Source organism: Porphyromonas levii, assembly GCF_018206105.1.
Taxonomy (GTDB): domain Bacteria; phylum Bacteroidota; class Bacteroidia; order Bacteroidales; family Porphyromonadaceae; genus Porphyromonas_A; species Porphyromonas_A levii.
In genome coordinates this window covers 35,370-59,238 of the sequence record NZ_JADRGN010000008.1, presented here as the reverse complement: position 1 = coordinate 59,238, position 23,869 = coordinate 35,370, and the positions used below count along the sequence as shown (strand labels likewise).

Annotated in this window: 21 protein-coding genes and 3 pseudogenes; 8 read left to right on the top strand and 16 right to left on the bottom strand. The window is 41.7% G+C overall.

Going from position 1 to position 23,869, the window contains the following annotated elements; all coding sequences use genetic code 11:
* Positions 1–84 precede the first annotated feature (84 nt).
* From IX315_RS03100 to IX315_RS03090, 3 genes are read left to right on the top strand one after another with little or no spacing between them, the layout of a single operon-like run.
* Positions 85–1,131 (top strand): nucleotidyltransferase-like protein, encoded by a 1,047-nt coding sequence (locus tag IX315_RS03100; protein WP_211635406.1) that lies wholly within the window; start codon positions 85–87, stop codon positions 1,129–1,131.
* Complete coding sequence (cap12, locus tag IX315_RS03095) at positions 1,128–2,072, top strand: CBASS system CD-NTase-associated NAD(+) hydrolase Cap12 (protein ID WP_211635408.1); 945 nt, start codon at positions 1,128–1,130, stop codon at positions 2,070–2,072. Before IX315_RS03100 ends, cap12 begins: the two co-directional genes overlap by 4 nt.
* 57 nt (positions 2,073–2,129) lie before the next feature.
* On the top strand, positions 2,130–2,327 hold the full coding sequence (locus IX315_RS03090; RefSeq protein ID WP_211635410.1) for a LexA family transcriptional regulator: 198 nt from the start codon (positions 2,130–2,132) through the stop codon (positions 2,325–2,327).
* A 53-nt stretch (positions 2,328–2,380) separates the two neighbouring features.
* Here the strand turns inward: IX315_RS03090 and IX315_RS03085 are convergent, their stop codons facing one another.
* The 7 genes and pseudogenes from IX315_RS03085 to IX315_RS03055 form a co-directional block, all read right to left on the bottom strand.
* Positions 2,381–3,067 (bottom strand): hypothetical protein, encoded by a 687-nt coding sequence (locus IX315_RS03085; protein ID WP_211640999.1) that lies wholly within the window; start codon positions 3,065–3,067, stop codon positions 2,381–2,383.
* Complete coding sequence (locus IX315_RS03080; protein ID WP_018358008.1) at positions 3,064–3,960, bottom strand: relaxase/mobilization nuclease domain-containing protein; 897 nt, start codon at positions 3,958–3,960, stop codon at positions 3,064–3,066. Before IX315_RS03080 ends, IX315_RS03085 begins: the two co-directional genes overlap by 4 nt.
* Positions 3,957–4,301, bottom strand: a complete 345-nt coding sequence (locus IX315_RS03075) for a MobC family plasmid mobilization relaxosome protein (RefSeq protein WP_018358007.1) — start codon at positions 4,299–4,301, stop codon at positions 3,957–3,959. The genes IX315_RS03080 and IX315_RS03075 overlap by 4 nt, the downstream gene beginning before the upstream one ends.
* Positions 4,302–4,511: 210 nt before the next feature.
* Positions 4,512–5,561: a DUF6371 domain-containing protein gene (locus IX315_RS03070; protein ID WP_211837145.1), complete on the bottom strand. Its 1,050-nt coding sequence runs from the start codon at positions 5,559–5,561 to the stop codon at positions 4,512–4,514.
* Positions 5,562–5,642: 81 nt separating this feature from the next.
* Positions 5,643–7,020, bottom strand: a pseudogene (locus tag IX315_RS03065) (DUF3987 domain-containing protein).
* 9 nt (positions 7,021–7,029) lie between these two features.
* The gene (locus IX315_RS03060) at positions 7,030–7,389 is read right to left on the bottom strand and encodes a helix-turn-helix domain-containing protein (RefSeq protein ID WP_211638145.1); all 360 of its coding nucleotides are present in this window, start codon (positions 7,387–7,389) and stop codon (positions 7,030–7,032) included.
* 100 nt (positions 7,390–7,489) lie between these two features.
* On the bottom strand, positions 7,490–8,236 hold the full coding sequence (locus IX315_RS03055; protein ID WP_211832269.1) for a mobilization protein: 747 nt from the start codon (positions 8,234–8,236) through the stop codon (positions 7,490–7,492).
* A 287-nt stretch (positions 8,237–8,523) separates the two neighbouring features.
* Between IX315_RS03055 and IX315_RS03050 the strand changes: the two are divergent.
* Positions 8,524–9,795 (top strand): annotated as a pseudogene (locus IX315_RS03050) (ATP-binding protein).
* A 143-nt stretch (positions 9,796–9,938) separates the two neighbouring features.
* On the opposite strand, the gene IX315_RS03045 reads toward IX315_RS03050, so the two are convergent.
* Positions 9,939–10,217 (bottom strand): hypothetical protein, encoded by a 279-nt coding sequence (locus IX315_RS03045; RefSeq protein WP_211837144.1) that lies wholly within the window; start codon positions 10,215–10,217, stop codon positions 9,939–9,941.
* A 320-nt stretch (positions 10,218–10,537) separates the two neighbouring features.
* Positions 10,538–10,960, bottom strand: a pseudogene (locus IX315_RS03040) (site-specific integrase); the annotation flags it as partial.
* A gap of 144 nt (positions 10,961–11,104) precedes the next feature.
* On the opposite strand from IX315_RS03040, the gene IX315_RS03035 reads away from it, so the two are divergent.
* From IX315_RS03035 to IX315_RS09715, 4 genes are all read left to right on the top strand, one after another.
* Entirely contained in the window at positions 11,105–12,019 is a 915-nt protein-coding gene (locus tag IX315_RS03035; protein ID WP_211837143.1) for a helix-turn-helix transcriptional regulator, read from the top strand.
* A 32-nt stretch (positions 12,020–12,051) separates the two neighbouring features.
* Positions 12,052–13,818, top strand: a complete 1,767-nt coding sequence (locus tag IX315_RS03030) for a DUF262 domain-containing protein (protein WP_211837142.1) — start codon at positions 12,052–12,054, stop codon at positions 13,816–13,818.
* Positions 13,802–16,045: a DUF262 domain-containing protein gene (locus IX315_RS03025; protein WP_211837141.1), complete on the top strand. Its 2,244-nt coding sequence runs from the start codon at positions 13,802–13,804 to the stop codon at positions 16,043–16,045. Before IX315_RS03030 ends, IX315_RS03025 begins: the two co-directional genes overlap by 17 nt.
* A 116-nt stretch (positions 16,046–16,161) precedes the next feature.
* Positions 16,162–16,914 carry a hypothetical protein gene (locus tag IX315_RS09715; RefSeq protein ID WP_244973073.1) on the top strand — a complete coding sequence of 251 codons (753 nt, stop codon included), beginning with the start codon at positions 16,162–16,164 and terminating at the stop codon, positions 16,912–16,914.
* Between the two features lie 99 nt (positions 16,915–17,013).
* Here IX315_RS09715 and IX315_RS03015 read toward each other — a convergent pair whose 3' ends face one another.
* The 7 genes from IX315_RS03015 to IX315_RS02985 all read right to left on the bottom strand — a co-directional run bounded on the left by IX315_RS03015 (position 17,014) and on the right by IX315_RS02985 (position 23,794).
* Positions 17,014–18,162, bottom strand: coding sequence for a DNA polymerase III subunit alpha (locus IX315_RS03015; RefSeq protein ID WP_211837140.1), 1,149 nt, complete (start codon positions 18,160–18,162; stop codon positions 17,014–17,016).
* Between the two features lie 115 nt (positions 18,163–18,277).
* Positions 18,278–18,859, bottom strand: coding sequence for a metallophosphatase domain-containing protein (locus tag IX315_RS03010; protein WP_280527308.1), 582 nt, complete (start codon positions 18,857–18,859; stop codon positions 18,278–18,280).
* An 82-nt stretch (positions 18,860–18,941) separates the two neighbouring features.
* On the bottom strand, positions 18,942–19,175 hold the full coding sequence (locus tag IX315_RS03005; protein ID WP_211837138.1) for a beta propeller repeat protein: 234 nt from the start codon (positions 19,173–19,175) through the stop codon (positions 18,942–18,944).
* Positions 19,176–19,461: 286 nt separating this feature from the next.
* A complete protein-coding gene (locus IX315_RS03000; RefSeq protein WP_211640991.1) occupies positions 19,462–20,568 on the bottom strand; it encodes a site-specific integrase in 1,107 nt (368 codons plus the stop codon).
* A gap of 392 nt (positions 20,569–20,960) precedes the next feature.
* Complete coding sequence (mnmE, locus tag IX315_RS02995) at positions 20,961–22,439, bottom strand: tRNA uridine-5-carboxymethylaminomethyl(34) synthesis GTPase MnmE (protein ID WP_211638141.1); 1,479 nt, start codon at positions 22,437–22,439, stop codon at positions 20,961–20,963.
* Positions 22,440–22,533: 94 nt separating this feature from the next.
* Entirely contained in the window at positions 22,534–22,785 is a 252-nt protein-coding gene (locus IX315_RS02990) for a type B 50S ribosomal protein L31 (protein ID WP_018359160.1), read from the bottom strand.
* 208 nt (positions 22,786–22,993) lie between these two features.
* Positions 22,994–23,794, bottom strand: coding sequence for a copper resistance protein NlpE N-terminal domain-containing protein (locus tag IX315_RS02985; protein WP_134849617.1), 801 nt, complete (start codon positions 23,792–23,794; stop codon positions 22,994–22,996).
* Positions 23,795–23,869: the final 75 nt, after the last annotated feature.

Below are 23,869 nucleotides of genomic sequence, written 5' to 3'. Positions count from 1 at the left end.
TCGACCTGAAACGGAAGTGTGAAGATAGGGTGCATAGTTTACTATTACCTTTGTAGAGGATAATTTAAATAACCAGTTTTTAATATGGATTATAAAAGTAAACTTGTAACTCTCTCAAATAGGTACAACCCTGAAAGAGTTACTCTTTTTGAGACTAGACACTTTAGTAATAGTGGTTTGCAATCTACAGACAGAGACGTAGTTCAGTATGTAAAGAAAGCAATGTGTGCAGTCGATGAGAATTATACTCGAAAGACAAAGGAGGCTGGGGAAGCAGCAAAGAATCATTTGAAAGGGGAGTTATGTAATGTGTCTTTTGAATACCAAGGCTCAGTAATGACAGATACTCATATCAGGGGAGCTAGTGATATAGACCTCTTAGTGCTTTGTGATAAATTCCAAGGTACAGAAATAACTAAGGTTAGAGGCGAGATAAAAAGTCCATCTAGATATTACACACTACAAGAACGATACCTCCTAGAGAAATATGTCCAGTCCTTTTCTTTATATCAAGGGGATAGTTTCAGTGATTTAGCTAATCTTAGGGCTGATATTGAAAGAATAATGAGGCAAACCTATGATATGTGTGATACAACGCATGCTAAAGCAGTAAAAATTAGGAATAAACATCTACATAGGGATGTTGATATTGTTACTGCGTCTTGGTTTCAATCCTTGGATTATGTTTTACATGATATGCCTAAAGAAGAACTAGGAATTAAGATATACAATAAAGATAAAGGATATGCGGAAGGACCAGATTATCCATTTTTGAGTATCTCAAAGATTAATTCAAGAAGTGCAGATACCAATGGACGCCTAAAGCGAATGATTCGTTTCTTGAAAAATGTAAGAACTGATTCGGAACAGGAAATTCCATTGACAAGCTTTGATATAAATGCTATATGCTATTCAATTCCTGTACGTGACTATATCTATCTCGATTATAAAGGTCTGGTTCATATTTTGTGGTCTACGATGTTCAATTTATGGTACGACCATCAGGAAGGACTGCTAAAATCTGTTGTTGGCGATGAATATGTTTTCCAAGGGAAGCCTGAAAAAGTAGAAGCATTAAAGAAGCTAAAGGATGAAGTGTATAAGATTAAAACTGATCTGGAGAAAGTATGAAACCAAGAGTCTTTATTGGTTCTTCTATGGAGGGACTAAAAGTTGCTGAACGAATTAAGAGGTATTTCTCTCCAGATTATGAGTGTTTTCTTTGGACGGATGATGTATTCAGAAATAATGAGTCCTTTCTGGAAACTCTTGTCAAATCTGCAAGTTTGTTTGATTTCGGATTTATGGTTTTCTCTGCAGATGATGAGGCTATTGTGCGAGATAAAAACTTTGAAACACCACGAGACAATATCCTCTTTGAATATGGTCTTTTTCTTGGAAGAGTGGGGCTAGACCGTGCGTTTGTTATTGCTGAAAACGCAGTTAAAATCCCAACAGATATGTTGGGTATCACACAAACACGCTACGAAGTAGAGAAAAATGAGCAGGGAGAAAAGATGGCGACAAATTCTTTGGAAAGAGGATTGGAAAAGCTGAAGAAACAAATTGATGAGAATCTGCATTTGGGACATCTAGGACTTCTTCCTTCGACAGTGATTGCAATTTCCTATTTTGAAGGATTTGTTAAATTGGCAGCCGAATGGATTATGAACAACACTCCTAACTTAGAATTAGAATTAGAAGATAGGAAGTATAAAGGGGGTACCCTCTACATTAAGATACCTGAAACTCTAGATGCCGATATTAAGAAAAGTGCCATGCTATTCTATAGAAAACAGGGACTTCATGAGGCAAAAATGACCACAGGGCATAGACACTATCCTATACATTTTGTTGCCAAAGAAGAAGATGATATTTTAGAAATCTATGATATGCCAACAATACTTAGTGGTATAGATAAAGCAATTGATATGTATTTCAGGATTGGCCACATTGGAAAGAGTAACCAACAGAAACTTGCGGAGGATAACGAAATGAGTAACTTCAGAAGAGTTCTTCAATTGCTAATAAATGAAGATGCTTTTTGTCGTGAGTGTGTAAGAATTATCTGACGATACTATTGGAAATAGAGGGTGCACAAAACTAGATTTTGACACACCTCTTGCACTTTGGAGAAGATTACACTGCTCGACTTTATCAAAGGAAGACCAAAAGCGACGCAGAAAGAGATGGCGATTCATATCGGTAAGTCGGAGCGCACTGTGAAAACGAAAACCGTCAAACTCTCTGAAAAGGGTGTATTGGAGCGTAAAGGAGGCCGTCGTAGTGGCTATTGGTTAGTTAATACTCAGGAGACGGGTGATTAGTTACATTAACCAATGAAAAACGGAACGACCTGAGAAATCAGGCCGCTCTATTGTTATTGGTTTAGTTGCTGTTGGACTTTCTCTTGTTCGGCAGAGAGTTGTTGCTGTCGGTAGAGTAGTTCGGCTTGCCTTTGGATAGCCATTTCGTAGTTGATGACTCGCTCTTTGAGTTGATTTATTTGGACTTCTGATCGGTGGGTGACAAAGATACTATCCAACAGTGCAAAAGAGTCATTGCTCACAGAGTGCTCCATTCTGAGTATTCGGTATCGAAGGGCGTAGTCCTTGAGACTTTGGTTAGTCTTATGCAAGTGGATATTCCAACTGAAAAAGCCAGTAACTAGAAGGACAAGTATTCCCCAGATAGCCCACTGAATCCACCGCTTAGCATCAAGTAAGAAGTACTTCTTGGTAATTGACGGAGTTTGAGTGCTTTGAGTTTCCTCTAACTTAGCAACCACTTCGTTGCTTGCCTTGGTGCTATTCGCAAACCCATTTTTGATTTCTGCGATGCGTTTTCCCAATACAATTGCAACCTTCGTAAGCTCCTTTTTCCACTTGATGTGGTCGTCTAAGACCAATTGTAAGGTTTTGGTCAAGGCTTGAAGTTCCTGTTCAAATACTTCTGTGGATGTTCCATTGGGTCTGCCCTCAAGATTTGCGACGGAAGTCTTGATTTCCTTGTTCTGTTGCTTGACCTCCTCGAGTAGGTCAAGTAATGTTCTAAATTCATCATTCATAACTTTCTTCCTTTTTTCTTTTTGTTTGCTTGATATCTTAGTTTTCGTTGCCAAATGGCTTCTGCTATTTCATCTGAAGTAGTGTAGGTGGTTGGAAATAAATCCACTGTTGCTGATTCCGAATAGTTTTCCGTTTCCTTCGGTTGCTCTGCTTGCTGTGCTACTATCTGTTTGAAGTGCTGATTGAGCTTTGAGTAGCTGCATGAGCGGTCAATCTTCGAACCACTAAAGGTGACACCGTCCTTCTCAAAGAGCACTCCCTCTATCAGATCGGTCTTCCCCTTGTGCTTGAAGTGGGTTGTAACTCCATGTTTACTCAGGGTGGCTATAAAACTCCTCCAGTCTTTGGCTCCACGAAGAGCGTGCATTATGGCATCATAAATCTCATATCTGACTTTGTCATTGCCTTTGAGCTGCTGTCGCTTAACCAGCTCTTTTCCTTTGCCAAAGGTCAGCCCAAACTCCTCCGTCAGATCCTTGCAAATGCGTGTGGAGCGGTACTTCTCATTGCGGTCATTAATGGTTTTGCCGTAGTTATCAATACGATTGAAGCAGATGTGTAGGTGCGGATGCTCACGATTGTAGTGGCGAACCATCAGGTACTGCGTGTCTCGCACGTCCATCCGCTTGAGGTACTCTTCAGCTATCTGTGTCATCAGGGCATTGCTAAGTTTATCCGCATCCTCTGGAGAAAAGCTGAGTATGATGTGGCATACCCGCTTCCTCACTCGGCTATTCATTGATGCTTGCAGATCAAAGTCTTGGGCAATGTCGGATGCAATGCTTTCTCTTACCCCTTCACCTTTCAGAATCACGGCTTCGCCCTCAGGTTTACTGAGGATATAACGAACAACTCCCGAAAAGGAAGTCCCCTTAATTATCTTCGCAATCATGGCTTTAACTCCTTAAGGTGTTGGGTAATTAGTTCTCTCAGCCTTTCCAGTTCTTCAGGAAGAACCCTTATCCCATAAGTATTCAGACTACGAGCTATCTGATTGATATTATTTGCCATCCCTGTCAGTTGGCGAATCTCGTGCATCTGTTCGGGCGTGATGCGTGCCTGAATCTTAGCATCGGCAATCAGCATGCGTAAGAACTCATTCCGATTCACCCCTGCTTCGGCTGCTCTCCGCTTCAAGGTGTAGTACTCAATCGTATTCAGTTTCAACTGAACTGGATATCTCCTTTTCTCTGAGGGTTGTTTCGTTGGTCGCCCTCCTCTATTTTTAGTCATATTCTTTTCAATTGTCGTTGTGTTAAAATTTTGATTCGAACAGAAATTACTCTGAGTTCGATCTCGAACAACTTTTAGTTCGAACGTGAATCTCTCCGATAGGCAAGTCCTTTTTCTGCTTATCTAAATGGAGACCATCGGGATTAAATTGGCTCCGCCTTGGGGGTGGCAAGTGAGGTTTTGGGTATGCCAAAACACAAACTTGCTACCCTACAATTTGAAGCCCCTCTTACGTGGGGTAGGCTTTGCCTCAAGAGATTCTTTTCCGCCCTTTTGATAGAGATTTTCAACCTCTTTAGTGAGTGTTAGGTTGTTAAGAGGCTCTATTTTGGGTTCGATTTGGAGTAGATAATCAGCGATGTCATACCCCGCTTTGAGGTCTTTTGCGGAAGCGGTTTTCTCCAAATAATCAAAGAGACGAACCTCAAAGCCAATCTTTCTCATCATGGTCATTTTCTCTTGCCAATAGTCGGTTGCACCGAGATCGGGGAAAAGAACTATCTGTCTTTTCATAAGCGGAGTAAGTGTATCAGCCCTAAAACATCCATTCTTGCCTCCCGTAGCAATCCAGAGATATTGAGGTAGGTAAAAAGAAGCAATCAGAGCAGTCTTCTCACTTTCCACTATTGCGATGGGCTTCTGCTTTTCTTTAGAGAGAAGATGCTCCCCAAAGAAACATTGTCTCAGATTGAAGTGTGGGATGCGTAGCAGACTGTGTACCCAAGTGACATGATTGAATGGGGTCTTTACCCGCTTACCAGTTTTTGGATTGTAGAGCATGACTTTACCTGTTCGGATTTGATTATGCGTATCAATTTGCCAAAATATAGTCGCCCCATCCCAGTGCTTTGAAGTCCCAATGTGATAGAGTCGCATTAGGTTCGTTGCCCTTTCAGTTCCCAATTGATGAGCCAAGAAGATGTAAAGATTGTTTTGCTCATAACTCTGTAGGCTCTGCTCCATCAGGTCTCGGTCGATATAGGAGGGAGGTGTTATTGCTTTGGTGCTTTTAATCAAGCGGTAGGCGTCAGAGTTGAAAAGCCCTTTCTTCTCTTCTGGATTGTCTGCGAAGTATTCCTTAGGTGTGTAGTGGTAGCTGCAACTATGTTCGTGGTCGCATCGCCCCACATGGTTAGGAAATTGAATCTTGCCCTCTGTGTCAATATATCGAGCAAAGCACTTTGGGCGTTCGCAAGCAGGGCAAGTATGTCTTGTGTTGCTCCCTTTGTAGGGTTCAAGCATAAATCTATAGTCACTCATTTTATTCTGAATTATCTCGCACTATCCACACTTTGCACACTTTCAACTCCCGAAATGCGGATAATGTGGAAAGTGCGCGGGTTATACATTTATTTTCTTGTACAGTCCGTGTCTCTCTTTGGTGAAAAGGGTGCCGATATTTCGGCTGAGAAAGTCCTTTATGGCTCTTTCTTTAAAGCCCAGACGATCACCAATCTGTAAGGCTTCGGCTGTATGAAATCTTGATGGTAGTTCAATCAGTAGTTGTCGCTGTTGCTGATTGAGCTGATTGCACTCCATGACCACCTGCACTTGCTGAGCCATTGAACGAAAGTATTCTGTGAGTGCAATAGCTCTTTCTACAGAAGTTGCATCTATGCTTTGTTTGTCCGCCTCCTGACAGCTCCATCTGGCAAGCTGTATGATGAGACAAAAGCGGATGATGTAGATTTCAAGCTTACAATAGATTCCCACAAGTGTTTCATTCGCTTCAGTATCGCATATTCGGGCGTGCTCTTCTTGCCATGCATAGGAGCCTGCTTTTTGCTTCGAAGGAGAATGGGACAATATGTGGAGTAACTTCCCCTTCACTATCTAATGGACAATCAATCTCAACAAGGGTGCGGATAATGTCCGACCACTCCTGTTCCGTATTCTCTGGCAGTTCATTTCTACTCCATCGTGCTTTCAGCTGGATGTTGGGCATGACAAAAAGGATGCGATCTATGAACCCATTATTGGAGCGTTCGCCTTTGGCTAACTCACCAAGAATATTCTTCTGAATTGTTCCGACGACAGAGATATAAGGTCTCTTGATAAAGATTGAGTTTCGGCTGCCTTTGCGGTCATTAATGGTCGCTTTAGCACTGAATACAGAGAGCCAGAACTGCTCTTCAGAACCACTATTGTAGCGATTGAAGTTCTTAAATCACGTGGATAACTCATCTACCCAGAGGCAAAGTCCTCTCTTATTTTGTGCATGTATCAGACTTAGTCCTTCGGGAGCGATGTCTGAGACCAGAAATCTCTTGCGAATAGGCTCTTCGGGTTGTTCTGTGATACCACTATCAGTCCTTTCCTTACGAGACATTTGCATCACCTTTTCATACTCTGCGTAAGCAAGGTCATAGGCTTTGTTTGCCTTGTAGTCAAGCTCCAAAAATGGTTGCATCGCAAAACTGAGTGGATGGCTCTTATTCGTTCCAGGTCTTCCTACCAAAGCCATGTAGAGTATAGGACTCTCTTGCCAGCCCCTTTTGAGCTGGGCAAGATGAGTATTCCCAATGCCAACGGCAATTGCTACCAGCATAGCGGAAGCGATGTAGTCAATTGGGAAGCCTTGACACTTGTGTACTTCGGCAATGATTTTCTCAATCTTTGCAGGGAAGATCTCTACGGGAAAAGAGGAGTCAGAGAATGATAGCCCCAACTCTTTAGCCTTGTCAAGGAGGAACTCTGGTATGATGGTCTGTTCTTCCATGCCCCATCATTACTTGATTGATTTAGGCTTATTACGGACATTAGCCCGCATCATAGCTAACATTTCTTCTGATGAAATGGGCTGTGAAACTGCTTTTCGTCCGCTCTCAATCCACTGAATCAGCTCCTCTTTGTAGAAATAGAGCTTCTTTCCTCTCTTGTAAGAAGGGATAGCCCCCTTACGAACAAGGGCATAAATGGTAGGTTTGGCTTTTTGAAGGACTTCGCACGCCTCATCCATACCGATAAGTGTCTTTTCACTTGGCTTAGATGATTGCAGTGCGGAGACCATCTCCGTAAGAGTTGAGACCTGCTCGGTCAGTTCGCTTACCGCTTTCGGTAGCTCGTCAAATGAAATCTTCTTTTCCATATACTTACTAATAATTTGTGCGAGTTACCCCGCGTTGTTAATTATTTGCAAGCAAAGGAAATGGGTGTTCTAATGGTAACCAAGCCCACCACCAAGTAACTTATGGATAACTTTCAGAAGGGCTGAAGTGCTTTTCATTGATGATATTTTCTTGAAGAGGGATCAGGTTTTTGCTTTCTGAATTGGTTAGTTTGCGTTGTATGGTGCCGACTTCAACATCATATAACGCTTTTGGGAATGTCTTTTTGAGAAAAAGGGCAGTCTCCTTTCGTGGTATTTTGAATGGTTGGGCGATATTCCACCCGAAGTGCATTAGGTCGATTGTCTTTAGCTCAGAGGAGATAGTGACGGATAGTGCTTCATCTTGATTCCATCGTGAAGTGAGAAATAGCCGTAGCTCCTCACATAGCGTTTTGAGCTCTGCTTCTGAAATATAGGGAGTTAATGTTTTCTGAGAGTAGATGATAATAGCATTAACTCTCTCTTGCTCTTCCTGGAGACGAAGTTCAAGTGTATTCTTTTTGTACTCAGAATAGTTAAAGGAGGACTCGGAAGAAGGCTTGACTGGCTCCGTGTCTTCCGACACTACTTCTGCGACAAGAGAAGGTGCTTGGGGCACGGTCTCTTGTCGTGGCTTTAGAAATAGTTGTATGACCTCATAGAGCAAGCTACGAATCAATAAAAAGCCAGCATACAGTATCAGTAGGCTAAAGATAAAGGTAATTATCGAGGTAAAACGATCAGCACCACATATTAGCACTTGATGCCTTGCATAGGCACTGAGTAATAGGCTGACCCCCATAATGGTCAAAAATAGGATATGTTGTTCTTGTTTGTAATTATTCATGCTTATTTCTGTCATTTTTTTTGCAAACATAAATAACTATTGATGACCAATCAGTAGATGAGGAAGTATAGGGAACTATCGGGAAATTCAGGGAACTTTCTTTGTCCTTGACACAGTTTCTGCCATTTATCGGAATGAAAATACGTCATTTGCCGGAATGAAAACCTGATATTTGCCGGAATGGAAATGCGTCATTTGACGGAATAACTATCGTAACTATTTGTTAATCAGTAAATGTCTGTGTATATTTGCGAAGGCGATTATTTGGTTTTTCATTCGTGAATAGTATGTATAGAAATAGGATAGCAGATCAACTTCTAAGTGACCAATTAGAAGCGGCAGGAGTGGTACTAATACAAGGTCCCAAGTGGTGTGGTAAGACCACAACGGCTAAGCAACAAGCCAAGAGCGTCCTTTATATGGACGACCCACGGACTCGGGAGGCTAATATTATTCTCTCAGAGTCGGAGCCATTGATGTTATTTCAAGGAGAGACGCCGAGATTGATTGATGAGTGGCAATTAGCCCCAAAACTATGGGATGCTGCTCGCTTTGAAGTAAGCCAGAGAGGATTGCCAGGTCAGCTTATCTTTACTGGGTCTGCAGTGCCACCAAACACTTCGGAAATAACCCACTCAGGAACAGGGCGGTTTGCTTGGCTGACCATGCGACCGATGAGCCTTTGGGAGTCAGAGGATTCCACTGGGGCAGTGAGCTTGGGTGAACTATTCCAAGGAAAAGAGGTGAAAGCAGCAGTGGCCAAAGACCATTCATTGGCACAATTGGCATACTTACTTTGTAGGGGTGGGTGGCCAGGCTCGCTAAACTTATCAGAAAAGGCCGCACTACTTCAGGCTAATAACTATGTAGATGCCGTAGTCAATAGTGATATCTCAAGAGTCGATGGGGTCAATCGTGATGCGGTTTTTGCCCAAAGGTTACTTCGTTCGTATGCAAGGCATCAAGGCACCCAAGCCCCAATATCTACTATCTACCAAGATTTGTCAAGCAACCACTTGGTAACCATGACAGAATAGACCATCTCCTCGTATCTACTTGCATTGAAGCAAATTTTTGTGATTGAAGATATGCCTGCATGGAGTCCAAACTTGAGGTCCAAAACGACTATTCGCACTTCAGATACCCGATACTTTGTCGATCCATCTATTGCGACATCAGCATTAGGGGTAGGACCGAATGACTTGATTAAGGATCTCAATACATTTGGGTTGCTCTTCGAAACGATGGCAGTAAGAGACCTGAGAGTCTATGCTGATGCACTTGATGGTCAGGTGTACCACTATCGAGATAGAAATGGTCTTGAGTGCGATGCGGTACTGCATCTTAGAAATGGTCACTATGGACTTATAGAGATAAAACTTGGCGGAGATACTTTGATAGAAAAAGGGGCAGAGACCCTTAAGAAACTCGCAAGCAAGATAGACACAGATAAGATGCCCGCCCCTTCATTTTTGATGGTTTTAACTGGAACTGGCACCTATAGCTATCAGAGAAATGATGGAGTCATGGTCGTTCCTCTAAGTGCCCTAAAAAACTAACACAATCTCGAGTGTTATTCTGGTTGTGAATAAAGTGTAACCTATCATTAAATATAGATATCAATTTCACCTGCATATGCTATGAACCCTACACTCAGTTAGCATTAGAGTCTTCTTATTAATTCCAATGCAAGCGAAGCCATTTAGAATACTTGGCAGAGGCTTCTGACGAGTATATGCTTGAGAAGGAAGTCGCTCAACGCATTATTGATGAGGTCACTGAAGCAATGATGGGGGCGAACGTTAGCCACAAAGCTAAGTATCCCAACTCGTGAGATACTTAGCTTTGTGAGTCGCTTCAATGAGAATGAAACGAAAAATTGTTCGCTCTTCAAGATTTGATGCACTTTAGTTTTTCTTAGCACCCTTAGAATCAGTTCTATTACTTCGAACATGCTCTCGAACAGTAATGGTTTTACCATTCACTTTTCTTTCGTGTTCGGGAATTCTATTGTACTTTTTGCCATTAGAATCTTTAGCCATAATACTCCTCCTTTCCTATTACAAATTATTTCAACCATCCAAGTGAAATCTACTCTTGGCTACAACTTCTTTTTGGCGGTGTAGTAGCCAGACAACCAGAAGTAAAACAAAAAATGTTGTCGGATCCCTTTGTCTATTTAATTTCAAAATACATGCCATCAATATATAATGTCAGTATTGTCAGATATTTGCATTTGTTTTGGACAAAATGACTTACTTAATTTTTTTGTTATCCATGATATGATTTGTCGAATTTACTTTACTTCAGGGAGATTTTGTGGGTGGTTTCGCGTTTCTTGGCGTTGATGAGGTCGGCATAGATTTGGGTGGTGGAGACATTCTTGTGGGTCAGCATTTTGGAGACGGTGTAGATGTCTGTTCCCATAGAGAGCTGGAGTACTGCGTAGGTGTGACGGAAGCAGTAAAAGGTAATATGTTTGGTGATACCAGCTGCCTCAATCCACCTCTTTAGAGGGTAATTGGTCATGCTTCGCTCTAACCCCTTAAAGACCTTTCCTGTGCTTGGTTCTCCGCAAAGTTCGTATGCTTCATAGCTGATAGGGAGGGTTGCTCCCGTCTCAGTCTTTTGGGTCTTGATGCGGATGCAATAGCCATCATCTGGAGCCAGCTCTATGTGGTGCCATTTCAAGTTCAGTATATCACTGATACGTAACCCAGTAAGGTAAATCCTTGATGTGCTGTCTCTAGGATCTCTTGAACAAACCTCTAGAGCTCGAATAATACCCCCATTATACCTGTGCCCATAGAATACATGCCTTTTGAGTATATTTGTTTCGGCTTGTAAATAATTGTAAATAATACGTGTATGGCACTGAATCAGACAAATAAGTTGGTGTGGATTGTAGAGACCATCAGCAGGGCAGGAAAGATTTCTTTTGAGGAATTGAACCGCAAGTGGATGGACAACGAAGATTTGAGCTATGGTGAAGAGATGCTTAAGCGAACCTTCCATAAGTGGCGTAATAATATCCTCGACACGTTTGGACTCCTTATAGAATGTGAAAAGGGTGGGCAATACCGATATTACATCAGTAACATGGAGGAGCTGCGTCAAGGGAGCATTGAGAAGTGGCTACTCAGCACCTACTCAATTAGTAATTCACTTCAGAGCAGTAAGTCCATCAAAGAAAGGATACTGATAGAGGATATCCCTTCAGGAGTGAAGTATCTCGAACCTATCATTGATGCCATGAAGCGTGATAGGCTTATCCACATTACTTATTACAATTATTGGCGGGATGACAGTCGCGAGCATTATCTTATGCCGCTATGCGTAAAGCTTTTCCGCCAACGTTGGTACTTGGTGGGCAAAGTTTGGGCGACAGGCTTTATCACTATATATAGTCTGGATAGAATAGAGGACTTTCGTCTTTCCTCTCATACTTTTGGGTATCCCAGAGACTTTGACCCTCAAACTTTCTTTGAGGGTTGCTATGGTGTCATCGCTGGTTCAGACGTTGAAGTTGAACATGTAGTGCTAAAAGTTTCTTCAAGCCAAGCCAATTATCTCCGAGATCTCCCTCTTCATTATTCCCAACAAGAAAAAGAACGGAATGATGAGTATAGTATCTTTGAACTATACGTCCGCCCCACCTTCGACTTCCAACAAGAAATACTTTGGAATGGCGACGACATGGAAGTCCTCCAACCCCTAAGGCTACGCCAAGAGATAGCCGAAAGAATTCATTCTATGCACAACCTTTACGAAGAGCGCAAATAGAAATTATTTAATTGAGTACTAATATAGAAATTATGAAAGCAACAATTTCACTTAGAGAATACCTGAATAAGGGAAAATCTTTCGTGATTCCCAATTATCAGAGAGGATATATTTGGGGAAAGGAAAGAGAAGGAGGCGGAAAAGACTCTGTGACCTACATGATGGATTCATTAATTGGCGGATATGAGGATGGCAAAAAAGAAGTATTTATCCAAGGCGTTACAGTTTCCACGAGCAATACAGATATTATTCTGATTGACGGACAGCAACGCACCACCTTCTTCTATCTACTTCTGAAAAGTCTGGGGTATGACGGAAAACCTAACTTTGTCATAAAATACGATGTGCGAAAAGAGTCTGACGATTTTCTTTCTAATTTACCAAATGGTGACTTACTGGCAGACATCAAGGAAGAAGAAAATGAGGAGTTTCAGGACAAGTATTATTTCAAGAAGACACTGAGGATAGTAAACACTAAGATTAAAGAGAAGGATATAGATCGAAATGACTTTTTGGAATACCTTTTGGACAATGTAATGTTTCTCTACATTAACATTCCAGAGGATAAGGCCGTTACAGTCTTTACGATGATGAATGGTAATAAAGCCATAATGAAGCCGCAGGAGCTGATAAAGGCTGAGTTGCTACGCTTGTCGTCATTAAATGAGTCTTCACTGGAGGTGATTACTGAACAATTTGCCATTGAATGGGAGCATAATATGCTTAGGAGCAGGTATGCCCGCGAGTGGGATAAGTGGTTACAATGGTGGAATAGGGAAGATGTCCGTACTTTATTTAATACAGAAAAAGTAATGGGACTACTAATTCCCACCTACTTTAACGCACAGAAAAAACAAAATGATACGATGCTCTCTTTTTCCGGATTTAAGGAATTATTATTGGCAAATACCAAAAGTGCTAAGGAAACTTTTGACGGATTGCGCAGACTACAGAAACGCTTTGAGGATGCTTTTAATACACCGAAGGTATATAATCAAGTGGGGGCAATACTTAGGGTAATAAGTTCCGCTGATGGGGATAAGTTTGTGAAATGGTATTTTACCGGAGATAAACATTCTCCTGATGCTCTAAGCCGGTACTATAGTTTAGCCTTTATTGGCACAACTCACAATGAGATTACAGAAACAAATTCCGAAGCAATCGAAGCAATCGAAGCAATAACAGAAAAGTATCACAAATGTAAACATACTCTGGAAAGCAATAATCTCTACGAGGAAAATACTGAGGAGGCTTTTCGCCTTCTACTTCGTTTGAATATCGATGAAGACAATAAGCAGGCTAATGGGGCAGGGAGAAAGTTTGACTTTTCTATCTGGAGCGAGACTGTTCGTAGTCGCTCCTTAGAGCATATATACCCCCAGTCAAAGGTGTATCACAAAACGAATGAGGGAGATAAGTATTTCTACAAAAATGGGTTAAACGAAACTATTGAGACTATAGATGCTGAGGAAATTCAGAGCTGTAAAGATAATGATGGGATCTGTACATTTGAAGATGGCACTAACTCTATCGGCAACTTGGTTCTCCTCTATGTTGATGAAAACTCTGCATTTAGTAACAGTTCATTTGAGGAGAAGAAGAACATGTTTTTTAAGAAACCAGATAACGGGAAAGTGATCAAAGAATTATTCAAGAGCCGACATTTATTACATACGATATACAAATTCGCCAACTCCAAGTGGACAGCAAAAGAGATCAAACAAAATAAAGACAATACTCTCAAAGAATTCGAGAATTACTATTCTAAATACCTAAAGCCAAATGAAACTCAAAAATAAAATAAACTTTGTAACTGGTGAGAATTACACACTCTCAGAACTATTCTCTGGTAATTACCGCATTATTATTCCTGACCTGCAACGAGACTATTGCTGGGGCGATAAAACGCATACTGATCAAAAGATAGAATTGGTTAGTGGGTTTCTCGATTCGTTGATTGAACAATTCACGTCATCAGAAATCTCAAAGTTAAACTTAGGGCTAATTTACGGCTACGAAATCCCCCAAAGCCATATACAATTGTGCGACGGTCAGCAACGGTTGACGACCCTCTATCTTCTCATAGGTATGCTACACAAGAAGACTAATGGCTTTCGTCGTTATCTCATTTCGGACTTCGAATATGAAAACGATGACAAAGAACCATACTTGAACTATGCCATCCGCGAGAGTTCGCTCTACTTTCTCAGTGACTTAGTTTGTCAGTTCTTTATTGATAAACGAGAAATGAAGGTAGAAGATATTAGAAAAGCCGATTGGTATTTCCATGACTACGACCTTGATCCGAGCATTCAGAGTATGCTCAATGCTCTTTCAATAATGGAGATGACCCTTGCCGATAAAGATGAAGAATGGATCCAAACCTTTGGAAAATGGCTAACTCAACAGCTGAGTTTTATGTATGTTGACATGGGAGACCGAAGAAACGGAGAGGAAACATTTGTAGTCATCAATACGACTGGTGAGCCATTATCTGCTACTCAAAACCTCAAACCACTTATTATTCATGCTAACAGAAATGAAGAGGATGTTTCAAAAAAATGGGAAGATATAGAGACGTGGTTCTGGCAGCATCGTTCGAACGGTAATGATACAGCGGAAGCGGGCTTTAATGAGTTCTTGAGGTGGGTGACTATGCTTCATGCTGAGGAAGAAGAGTTAAAACTAATTTTGTCGGAAGGAACATATACTTTCCCAATTGAGAAGATTACTTTTTCTGAGATTTATGAATATTGGGAGATTGTAAAACGCTTATCTGAAAATGAGTTATTTCTACCACAAAACTATCTGTCACCTTCTAAAGGCCAAAATGGTAAAACAAAAAGCATTTCGCAAATTGGCAGTTTCAAGCTTTTGCCCTTAATCGCATACTGTAAGCAGTGGAATATAGCCGAAATTGAGGATAGGAATCTCTTGCGACTTTATCACTTTGTAGGAAATCTATCCCGCGTGGAAAATGTGGGTAAGGCGGTTAATGAACTGGTTGGAGATGTGATAACTATTTCAAAGACCTGGAAGGATATTATAGAATTGGTCGATGACAGTGATAATAAAAAGCTGTCTGATACGATTCTATCCGAAGAAGAAAAAAGAAAGCTAAATATTCTGAAGGATAAGCCCTCGGAAAGAGAAAAGATAGAGGAGGCTTTTTGGGAAGCTCAAAAACATCCCATTTGGTCAGGAGAGATATTGCCACTTATAGAATGGTCTATGGAAAGTGAACAGTTCTGCGTAGATAAGTTCATTGACTATATGAATAGCTTCAACGCTACTTTTGAGGGAGATTGTGATGGAAGTATAGATAAGGTAAGGCGTGCTTTACTCACTAGAGGTTTGAAAGATTACCCTAGGATATTCAGAGGAAATTTTAATTATTCATTTGGGTGGGAATGGAGTGATTGGAAAGACCTTATCAACGACAATAAAGTTGCCTTTAAGAGTTTCTTTGATGAGCTGATACAGGGTAAGACCTTGGAAGATATGATCAATAATTATAATCCATCTGGGGAATGGGCAGAGTTTGTTCACAAAGAGTATCTTTTGTCATATTGCGAACGCAAGAATATCCAAAAAGATGATGATGGTAGCTGGATATTAGTGAAAGGCACGTATGCTACATCTTATTGTCGGCCACAAACACGCCACCTTTGGGCTTACTTGGACATGTTTAGTGCTGAACTGTTCCCCAACTGGGAAATATCGTTTTGGAATGGTGGGCGCGGGGATGTTGGGTGCGTGTTCGTTCAAAATGAATCTGAGAATTTGGTCTTCGATATTTTCTATGAGACCAAAGAGGATAATCATGTCTGGAATATCACATTTTTCAAGAGAAATGATGAAGTTAAGCATTCGCTTGAGAAATATATAGATGCAACAAGATGGTCTTGGAATGGCGATCGGTATGAAACCAATGTTGACTTTTCACCTAAAGGGAGCTATGACCACCCAAACGTTCTTGAGTTTCTACAAGATATGATAGCAAAAACCACAAATCAGTTTGAGTAATTCAGCTGCTCAACTTATAGTTTTATCATCCAAGAGGGGCTATGTCCATATTTGGCATAGCTCCTCTTTATGTTTGCGGTAGTCATTCTAATGTAGTAATTATGGATTGTATGTTAATGGAAGATAGAATCGCCTTTGAAGATGAGGTAAGAAGCTTATACAATCAACCTCGTATCAAGAATATTGAGTGTAATATCCTTAAGCTATATCAAGAGTGTGAAAGAAGAAATGATAGGCGTGAAAGGAACGGATTTGCAATAAGGCAACTGCTCAACATCCGTAAATATTTTCTGGAGGAGGATTTCCAACTAAATGAAGTGAGTAGGCAACTATTGGTGGAATTTAATAGTGCCTTAAAGACTCAGTTGGAAGAGATGTGGAAGCAAACGATTGCACTCGGAGAGAAAGCAGTATATCGCAGTCCTTTCCCTGATACAGAGGCGATAGGGAAGTGTTTCTTGGGGTACAACTACTCAAGGATACATCCTGTACAGACGGTGCGAGCCAAAAAGATGTGGGATATACTTAATGGCTGCCTTGCCACTTTTGAGCCCCTGTATGATGATGGTGTAACCCACTGCGTTAGGGTATGCTCATCGGGTGATGGGTTAGAATACCATTCTTGTAATCAAGTACTATATCTCGGTGAGGAAGTCTATAATTGGAATGAAGGATTAGACGAGGAGTACACAAAGGACCTTCACCTTATTTATGCGTTTCACAACCTATGGGAGCATATGCATTTCTCTATCTTTGACCTACTTTGGGTTAGAGACTTTAGTGTGGAGTTATTTGTAGAGAGTTGTTATACCACATACTCCGGTGAATACGATGACCTCGACTGGAGTAAATATGATTTTTACAATTAGAATACACCTCCCAACCACATTAAATCTATACGCCATAATTTCAATAGCAATTCTTTGTTTTGTCTAAAGAGCCTAATGTAGATAGGTAAGGCGTATAGGTCATTCGAAAGAATACTTTTCGATGACTTCCTTGAACTCCCCAGGATAGTTTGCTTTCAGATAAGCCATTTGGTAAGCGATCCAGGTGTAACAAACGGCATGTGATTTATTGAAAGCGAAGGTAGCGTTTCCCTCAATCGCATCCCAAATTTTTTCAAGAGACTGCTCAGAATACCCATTTTGGAGCCCTCCTTCGATAAATTGAGCTTTTAAAGTAGGAATTAAATCGATTAGTTTTTTACCTACCACCCTCTTTAGTAATTTTTTACCTACCACCCTCCTTAGTAAATCACTCTCGATAACTGTGAAGTTAGAGACTAAGCGTGAAATCAGCATTATTTGCTCTTGGTACACAATCACTCCGTATGTATTGTGTAGATATTTTTCCAGTTCGGGGACGTCGTATCCTATAGGAGCCTTGCTGTTTTTCCGTTGAATGACGGTTGAAATTTTATCGATCGAGCCTGAACGATATAAGCTATTCAATGCCATTAAATCCTCGAAGCACATGGGGTGGAAATCAATGAGAAGTTCGCGTATATCTTCCTCTTCGAACTGGAATATATCATCAGTCATCCCATTTTGGAACAATTCGAATGTCTTTGTATCATCCATGGGAATCCGTTCAATATCTACGCTTTCGCCCTTGCATTCTTTTATTTTCTGTATGGTATCCTTTAATACCGACAAGGGTTCCATTTCCAAGAAGTCGAACTCCCCATTACGTGGATAGTACTCTTTACCATACTCTTGTTGTATCCAATCTATGACGTGGTCTCTGCCTTCCGAATCAAAATCCAATGCAAAATATGGGATTGCTGCACCTTCTGGGTTAATGAATCGTTCGAATAACAAATCATACTTCAATGGGTCTATTTTAGTGATACCCAAGCAATAATTTACCATACTTCCAGCCGCAGTACCACGTCCGGGACCTACATGCACATCGAGTATAGTCTGTGCTACAGTGACCACTTCATGCAAGAAGAGGAATAGGTCCGATGCTTCACGTTGTTCAATGATGTGCAATTCGAAATTCAATCTATCAGAAACTTCGTTGGGAAGAGGATGTCCGTAAAGATCTTTAGCCTTAGAAAATGACAAACTTCTAAGATAATCGTGTCCTTTGTCTTTAATGGTAGCAAACATATTTTCTTTGTCTGTAATAGTAATGTCTCGTGAGCTTATCCTTCATGGTTATAGTACTCATTATTTTGAAGTATACGAATTAATTTGTACACTTTTTTATCGGACACCAATAATTTTAAACTTCGATTTGAATTGGGGACTTGGGTAATACTTCAAAACTCTCTCCCATCAAAGCACAATTAATAAAGGTTGTTCCGTTCTCTTCTCTTATGCCATAGTCTTCGTGCATGTGCCCGAAGATGTGAAATTTCGGCTTTTGCTCCTTTACTAGATTTAATAGAGTCTGACTTCCGTAATGTCCATATCGTTCTGAGTAATCTAGAATTCCAAATGGCGGTTGGTGGGAAATCAATATATCTGTGCCGTAGATGGTTTCAAGTTCAGGCATTGGTTCACTATTATCATGTCTCTCTACAAAAAAGGGAATCCCATAGACCTTTATCCCATGAATAGTAACACTTGAATAGTTGAGATAGTGGCAGTTTGAAGGCAATCCCTTTAGCTTCCCATTAAATAGAGCTTCATCATGATTCCCACAAATAAACACTTTATGCTTGTGAGATAGGGCGGTAAACCACTCTAAGAAGTCTGTGGCTTCCTCCTTTGTTCCAATCATAGAGAAATCACCTGCGTGAATCAGTAAGTCAGCATCTGGGAGCTTTCCCATACGCCAATGCATTCCATGCGTATCACTCATTACTAATACTTTCACTGTTTACTCATAAATTATTCAATCATCCCTTTATTCCTTAGAGGATAAAGGGATGATTGAAGATTTGTCAATTTCTCTTATTCCAAGTTCTACCATCGTTCTTCGAGAAGAAAAGGCCTTTAGTGGTTTGAGCAAGTACTTCCTTTCCTGCATCAGTAAGATCTGTGAATTCACCGACATTGGTAGCTCCACTAAATCGGGTATTCCAAGTTCTACCATCATTTGTGGAAAACTCTAACTTTTTAGAGTCCTTCGGAGAAATTCTTAGCATCTCTTTTCTTCTTACAATCATCTGTGACATAATTGTTATTTTTGTTTGTTGGCTTGCAAAATGTGGGGAAGCCATATCCCACGTTTATCTACATCACAAAGGTAATAGCCACCTATGCCAATTGTGGGCACACGGTTATTAGAAACTCACTCTCTTGAATATTAGTAATTTGTAAAGTTTTTATTGGGATACTTGCTATTCCCTTTGGCAGGGAACCAAAGGAGGAGGTAGGAGGCTTTTAGTCACAAAGCTAAGTATCCTAAACCGCGAGATACTTAGCTTTGTGAATTGCTTTGATGGGCAGCTTTCTTAATGCTTACTTTAGGGAGATTTTGTGGGTGGTTTCGCGTTTCTTGGCATTGATGAGGTCGGCATAGATTTGGGTGGTGGAGACATTCTTGTGGGTCAGCATTTTGGAGACGGTGTAGATGTCTGTTCCCATGGAGAGCTGGAGTACAGCGTAGGTGTGACGGAAGCAGTGAAAGGTAATATGTTTGGTGATACCAGCTGCCTCAATCCACCTCTTTAGAGGGTAATTGGTCATGCTTCGCTCTAACCCCTTAAAGACCTTTCCTGTGCTTGGTTCTCCGCAAAGTTCGTATGCTTCATAGCTGATAGGGAGGGTTGCTTCCGTCTCAGTCTTTTGGGTCTTGATGCGGATGCAATAGCCATCATCTGGAGCCAGCTCTATGTGGTGCCATTTCAAGTTCAGTATATCACTGATGCGTAAACCCGTGAGGCAAGCAAAAAGTGAAGCTCGCTTAAGTACTTCGTGGTCACACGGAGTCTGAGCCAGACGCTTCAGTTCGTCAAGAGTGAGGTACTCTTTCTTGACCTCTTGGGGTTCAATCTTGTCCAAAAAGTCATTGACATTTTCCTTGATGAGCTTGTCTCTGTAGGCAGTCTTCAGCAACCCTCTAAAGGTCGAATAATACCCCGAAGCTGAGTTTACTGATATTTTGCCCTTGCGTTGCAGTTTATTGGCATTGAGCAGATACTCTCTAAAGTCTTGGCAGAGCTCCACAGTGATATCGCCAAAAGTGCAGCGCCCCTGCACGAAGTTGTAGAAGTGCTTATAGACGATGTCCCACTTCTCATCCTTTTTCTTGCACATCTCTTTGAAGTAGGCGAGGAAGTCCTTCTTCATCTTGTGGTGGTCGAGGAAGTCAAACTGCTCATTGATGAGCGACTGCATGCGAATACCACGGATGGCTTCTGCTTTGTAGAGCATGTCTCGGTTGAACTGTCGCTCCAGTTCGTTCTTTGGCTTCTCAAAGATATAGATACCAAGATACTCTCTTCGCATCATCTTCATTGTTTCGGGATTTCTGACTCCTGGATAGTAGTCCAAATAGAGTGAAATCTTACCATTCGGGTAAACTCTCTGTCTCAATGTTACTTTAACACATGTATGGTTGTTCATTCGTTCTAATATTTAATGGGTTATACATATTCTTCCCTCGTATGCTCTACTCGCACAAGTGTGAGAATAGAATCTCGTGGAGACTTTCTGTGCTGTGAACTCTGCTCCGCAGTGCTCACAGATTTTCTTGATAGGTATCTTACTTCCTGCCATAATTAATCGTTATTTCGCCTTTTTTTTGTTATCTCATCATACTCCATATTCAACCATATTCAACTTTGTCCAGCACCTCGGTCGGACAAAAGTGGGTGGAGTAGGTGTGCGGTACAATAGCGGTACAAAAATGGGCTTAAAAACGACTAAAATCGATAACTAACGAGTGTCTTGGATAAAACAAAAGGCACTCAAATAGAGTGCCTTAGTGATGGTTTGTGATGGATGGTAAGTAGTCCTTACTTGCCGATGCAGAAGTTGGCGAAGATGGAGGTGAGGAGGTCGTCAGTGGTGACTTCGCCGATAACAGAGCCTAGGTGGGCTGTAGCTGCTCTTAGGTCTTGGGAAAGGAGGTCGCCACTTAACCCTAGTTGGATGCCATTCTCTACTGAGCTAAGTGCTTCAGCTGCGCTGTTAAGTACGGTAGCCTGACGGATATTGATAACCATGAGTTGGTTGTCGGCTACCTCAAGGTCGTTAAAATGGTTGTGTAGATACTGCTGTACAGCCTCTATCCCTTCTTCGCTGTGTGCCGAAATTTCTAGGGGGTGGGAGTATCCTTTCTCTTGCAACCAAGTATTTATCTTGGCTACTTGCGCTGGTTGCGCAATGTCTATCTTATTGATAATTGGTTGGATGCGCCCTATTTCCACTTCGCTATTAAGCGCTGCTCGCGTCTCATCCCATCGCTCAGCCGTGTCTGTAGCATCCAAAAGCCATAGGGCTAGTTCGGCTGAAGCCGCTTTCTGAAGTGCTCTTCCAATGCCTATATTCTCAATGGTGTCTTCAGTTTCTCTAAGACCAGCCGTATCAATTAGTCTGAATTGCTGCCCTTCAATATACAGGGTATCCTCTATAGTATCTCTCGTAGTGCCGTGGATATCAGATACTATAGCTTTCTCTTCCCTCAGTAGACCATTTAGGAGTGTGGACTTACCCGCATTCGTGGCTCCTACAATGGCAATTGGAATACCATTCTTTATGACCTCGCTTTTTGAGTAGCTATCTGCTAGTCGCTTTACCTCCTGCTTCATTCTCTGGCAGTCTTTCAGAAGCTCCGCTCTAGGTACAAATTCTATATCCTCTTCAGAGAAATCCAACTCTACTTCTATGAGCGAGGCAATGCGTATTAGCTGCGCCCTCAGTTCGCTTATCTTCTTATGGAATACCCCTTTCATCTGTGTGATAGAAAGGCGTAGTGCCGCTCTATTGGTCGAAGCAATCACATCTGCCACTGCCTCCGTCTGGCTGAGGTCTAGCTTCCCATTGGCAAGGGCACGCCGAGTAAACTCTCCTGGATCTGCCAACCTTGCGCCCAAGGAGATGAGTGCATCTAGTACGAGCTTAGAAATAAAAGGGTTGCCATGGTAGGTTATCTCTACTTGATCCTCGCCAGTGTAAGAGTGGGGGGCTCTCATGATAAGGACGATACAGTCGTCTATAGAACTACCATCTGTAGGGTCATGCAACCACCCGTATATGGCAGAGTAGGGAGTCGCTTTGAAGAGTGTTACTCCCTTCTTTGCTGGGCGAAAGAGACGCCCCACGATCTCAATAGCATCCTTTCCTGAAAGTTTGATAGTGCTCTGTGCTCCTACGCCATGAGGCGTAGCGATAGCACAAATGGTATCTGCAAACTTGCTCGTTTCCTCCATCTCCTGATTATTGCCCTCCTTTACGTCATTATACGGTACGAAGAATCCACCCCGAGCGTCCACCTTTCCCCTTGCGGGGCACCCCAAAACGCTCAGGATGAATTCTAGAATCCTTATATCCCCTAGAGCCCAGCTCTAGACACCTCCCCGAGGGAAATTACTTCTTACGGTTACCGTAGCGGCTGCGGAACTTATCCACACGTCCAGCGGTATCCACGAGGGTAGCTACACCTGTATAGAATGGGTGTGAACTACTTGAAACCTCCACCTTTACTAGTGGATAGGTAACACCATCAACTTCAATCTCCTCACGTGCGTTAACGCAAGAACGAGTGATGAAAATCTCTTCATTTGACATGTCCTTAAACACCACCTCGCGGTAGCTCTCAGGATGAATACCCTTCTTCATTATCTTATATTCTTTATTGGTTTGCTTCTAAACTCTCCAAATTGGACTGCAAAGGTACACACAATATTCCACATTCCCAAATGATTTACTGTGTAGAAACCCGTAGAGGGGCATGGCATAAGTGCTATATCCATTAGAGCGTTAGTATGATTTAGTGCCGAACCTACTACAGCTGCATTGTCATTATTGTTAGCTGTAGTCCTATGGCTTACAAGTCCTCGTTACTCTTTTCTTTCACCAAGATATATCTTGCCACTGGAGTTGTCTCACCCTTCATTAGCAATAGTGTATCCTCATCTATCGAAAGGCGGTGTACATCCTTCAGCGCAGCTAGGAATTCATCCTCAATGCTATCCTCTGGGCATGCCATCATAGTCATCATATCCTGAGTGAATTGTACCTCCACATCATTCTTAAGCCTGTAGGCGAAGTTCAATACGTTGCAACCTACTTCAGCGTGTGCCAATCCTACTTTAGAGTCGAACATAATATAGTAGTGGTCAGGATCACTCTCCTTCACTTCCTTGCCATCGAATTCTACTAGTTGCCACTTCATATCTTCCACCAGCGGATTTCCTCCTTTGGTCAAGAGGTAGTAGTTCTCTAGTTCGCCTTCAATCACATTACCCTCTAAGTCCAGGTAGCGCACCCTATTTTCCTCTATCTTCACGAATGGTGATCTAGTCCCCTCCTCAATGCCTAGTAGTTTAATCGTATTGCCATCCTCAAGCCACTCGAAGGCTCCCTCTATGGTCTCCTTCTGAGTATCCTCCTTGCCTAAGTAACTTGTCGTAAGCCTGTAAGTATTGTCTTCGTTAAGCCTCAACTCCGTATCGATACCTTCACAGTCAGCGCAAGGAAGTGTGCCATAATAGCTTCCCTCCCAGTCCAGAGCATTCATCGCGGTGTGTGGGTCTGTTGATTCCGAAGAAGACTGTTTCTCCTCACAAGAACTTGCCATTGCCGTTATCAGTGCGAACACAGATAAGAGCGCCAAAACCTTTTTCATGATAATTATACCTATATATTAATGTATTATTTATCTCTACAATCCTTATCGTATTGCAAATGTATACATAATTAC

Excerpts from the sequence above, each read along its gene's own strand:
- IX315_RS03100 (WP_211635406.1), top strand. The coding sequence starts at position 85 with ATGGATTATAAAAGTAAACTTGTAACTCTCTCAAATAGGTACAACCCT.
- cap12 (WP_211635408.1), top strand. The coding sequence starts at position 1,128 with ATGAAACCAAGAGTCTTTATTGGTTCTTCTATGGAGGGACTAAAAGTT.
- IX315_RS03085 (WP_211640999.1), bottom strand. The coding sequence starts at position 3,067 with ATGAATGATGAATTTAGAACATTACTTGACCTACTCGAGGAGGTCAAG.
- IX315_RS03080 (WP_018358008.1), bottom strand. The coding sequence starts at position 3,960 with ATGATTGCGAAGATAATTAAGGGGACTTCCTTTTCGGGAGTTGTTCGT.
- IX315_RS03075 (WP_018358007.1), bottom strand. The coding sequence starts at position 4,301 with ATGACTAAAAATAGAGGAGGGCGACCAACGAAACAACCCTCAGAGAAA.
- IX315_RS03070 (WP_211837145.1), bottom strand. The coding sequence starts at position 5,561 with ATGAGTGACTATAGATTTATGCTTGAACCCTACAAAGGGAGCAACACA.
- IX315_RS03060 (WP_211638145.1), bottom strand. The coding sequence starts at position 7,389 with ATGGAAAAGAAGATTTCATTTGACGAGCTACCGAAAGCGGTAAGCGAA.
- IX315_RS03055 (WP_211832269.1), bottom strand. The coding sequence starts at position 8,236 with ATGAATAATTACAAACAAGAACAACATATCCTATTTTTGACCATTATG.
- IX315_RS03045 (WP_211837144.1), bottom strand. The coding sequence starts at position 10,217 with ATGGTAAAACCATTACTGTTCGAGAGCATGTTCGAAGTAATAGAACTG.
- IX315_RS03035 (WP_211837143.1), top strand. The coding sequence starts at position 11,105 with ATGGCACTGAATCAGACAAATAAGTTGGTGTGGATTGTAGAGACCATC.
- IX315_RS03030 (WP_211837142.1), top strand. The coding sequence starts at position 12,052 with ATGAAAGCAACAATTTCACTTAGAGAATACCTGAATAAGGGAAAATCT.
- IX315_RS03025 (WP_211837141.1), top strand. The coding sequence starts at position 13,802 with ATGAAACTCAAAAATAAAATAAACTTTGTAACTGGTGAGAATTACACA.
- IX315_RS09715 (WP_244973073.1), top strand. The coding sequence starts at position 16,162 with ATGGAAGATAGAATCGCCTTTGAAGATGAGGTAAGAAGCTTATACAAT.
- IX315_RS03015 (WP_211837140.1), bottom strand. The coding sequence starts at position 18,162 with ATGTTTGCTACCATTAAAGACAAAGGACACGATTATCTTAGAAGTTTG.
- IX315_RS03010 (WP_280527308.1), bottom strand. The coding sequence starts at position 18,859 with ATGAGTGATACGCATGGAATGCATTGGCGTATGGGAAAGCTCCCAGAT.
- IX315_RS03005 (WP_211837138.1), bottom strand. The coding sequence starts at position 19,175 with ATGTCACAGATGATTGTAAGAAGAAAAGAGATGCTAAGAATTTCTCCG.
- IX315_RS03000 (WP_211640991.1), bottom strand. The coding sequence starts at position 20,568 with ATGAACAACCATACATGTGTTAAAGTAACATTGAGACAGAGAGTTTAC.
- IX315_RS02990 (WP_018359160.1), bottom strand. The coding sequence starts at position 22,785 with ATGAAGAAGGGTATTCATCCTGAGAGCTACCGCGAGGTGGTGTTTAAG.
- IX315_RS02985 (WP_134849617.1), bottom strand. The coding sequence starts at position 23,794 with ATGAAAAAGGTTTTGGCGCTCTTATCTGTGTTCGCACTGATAACGGCA.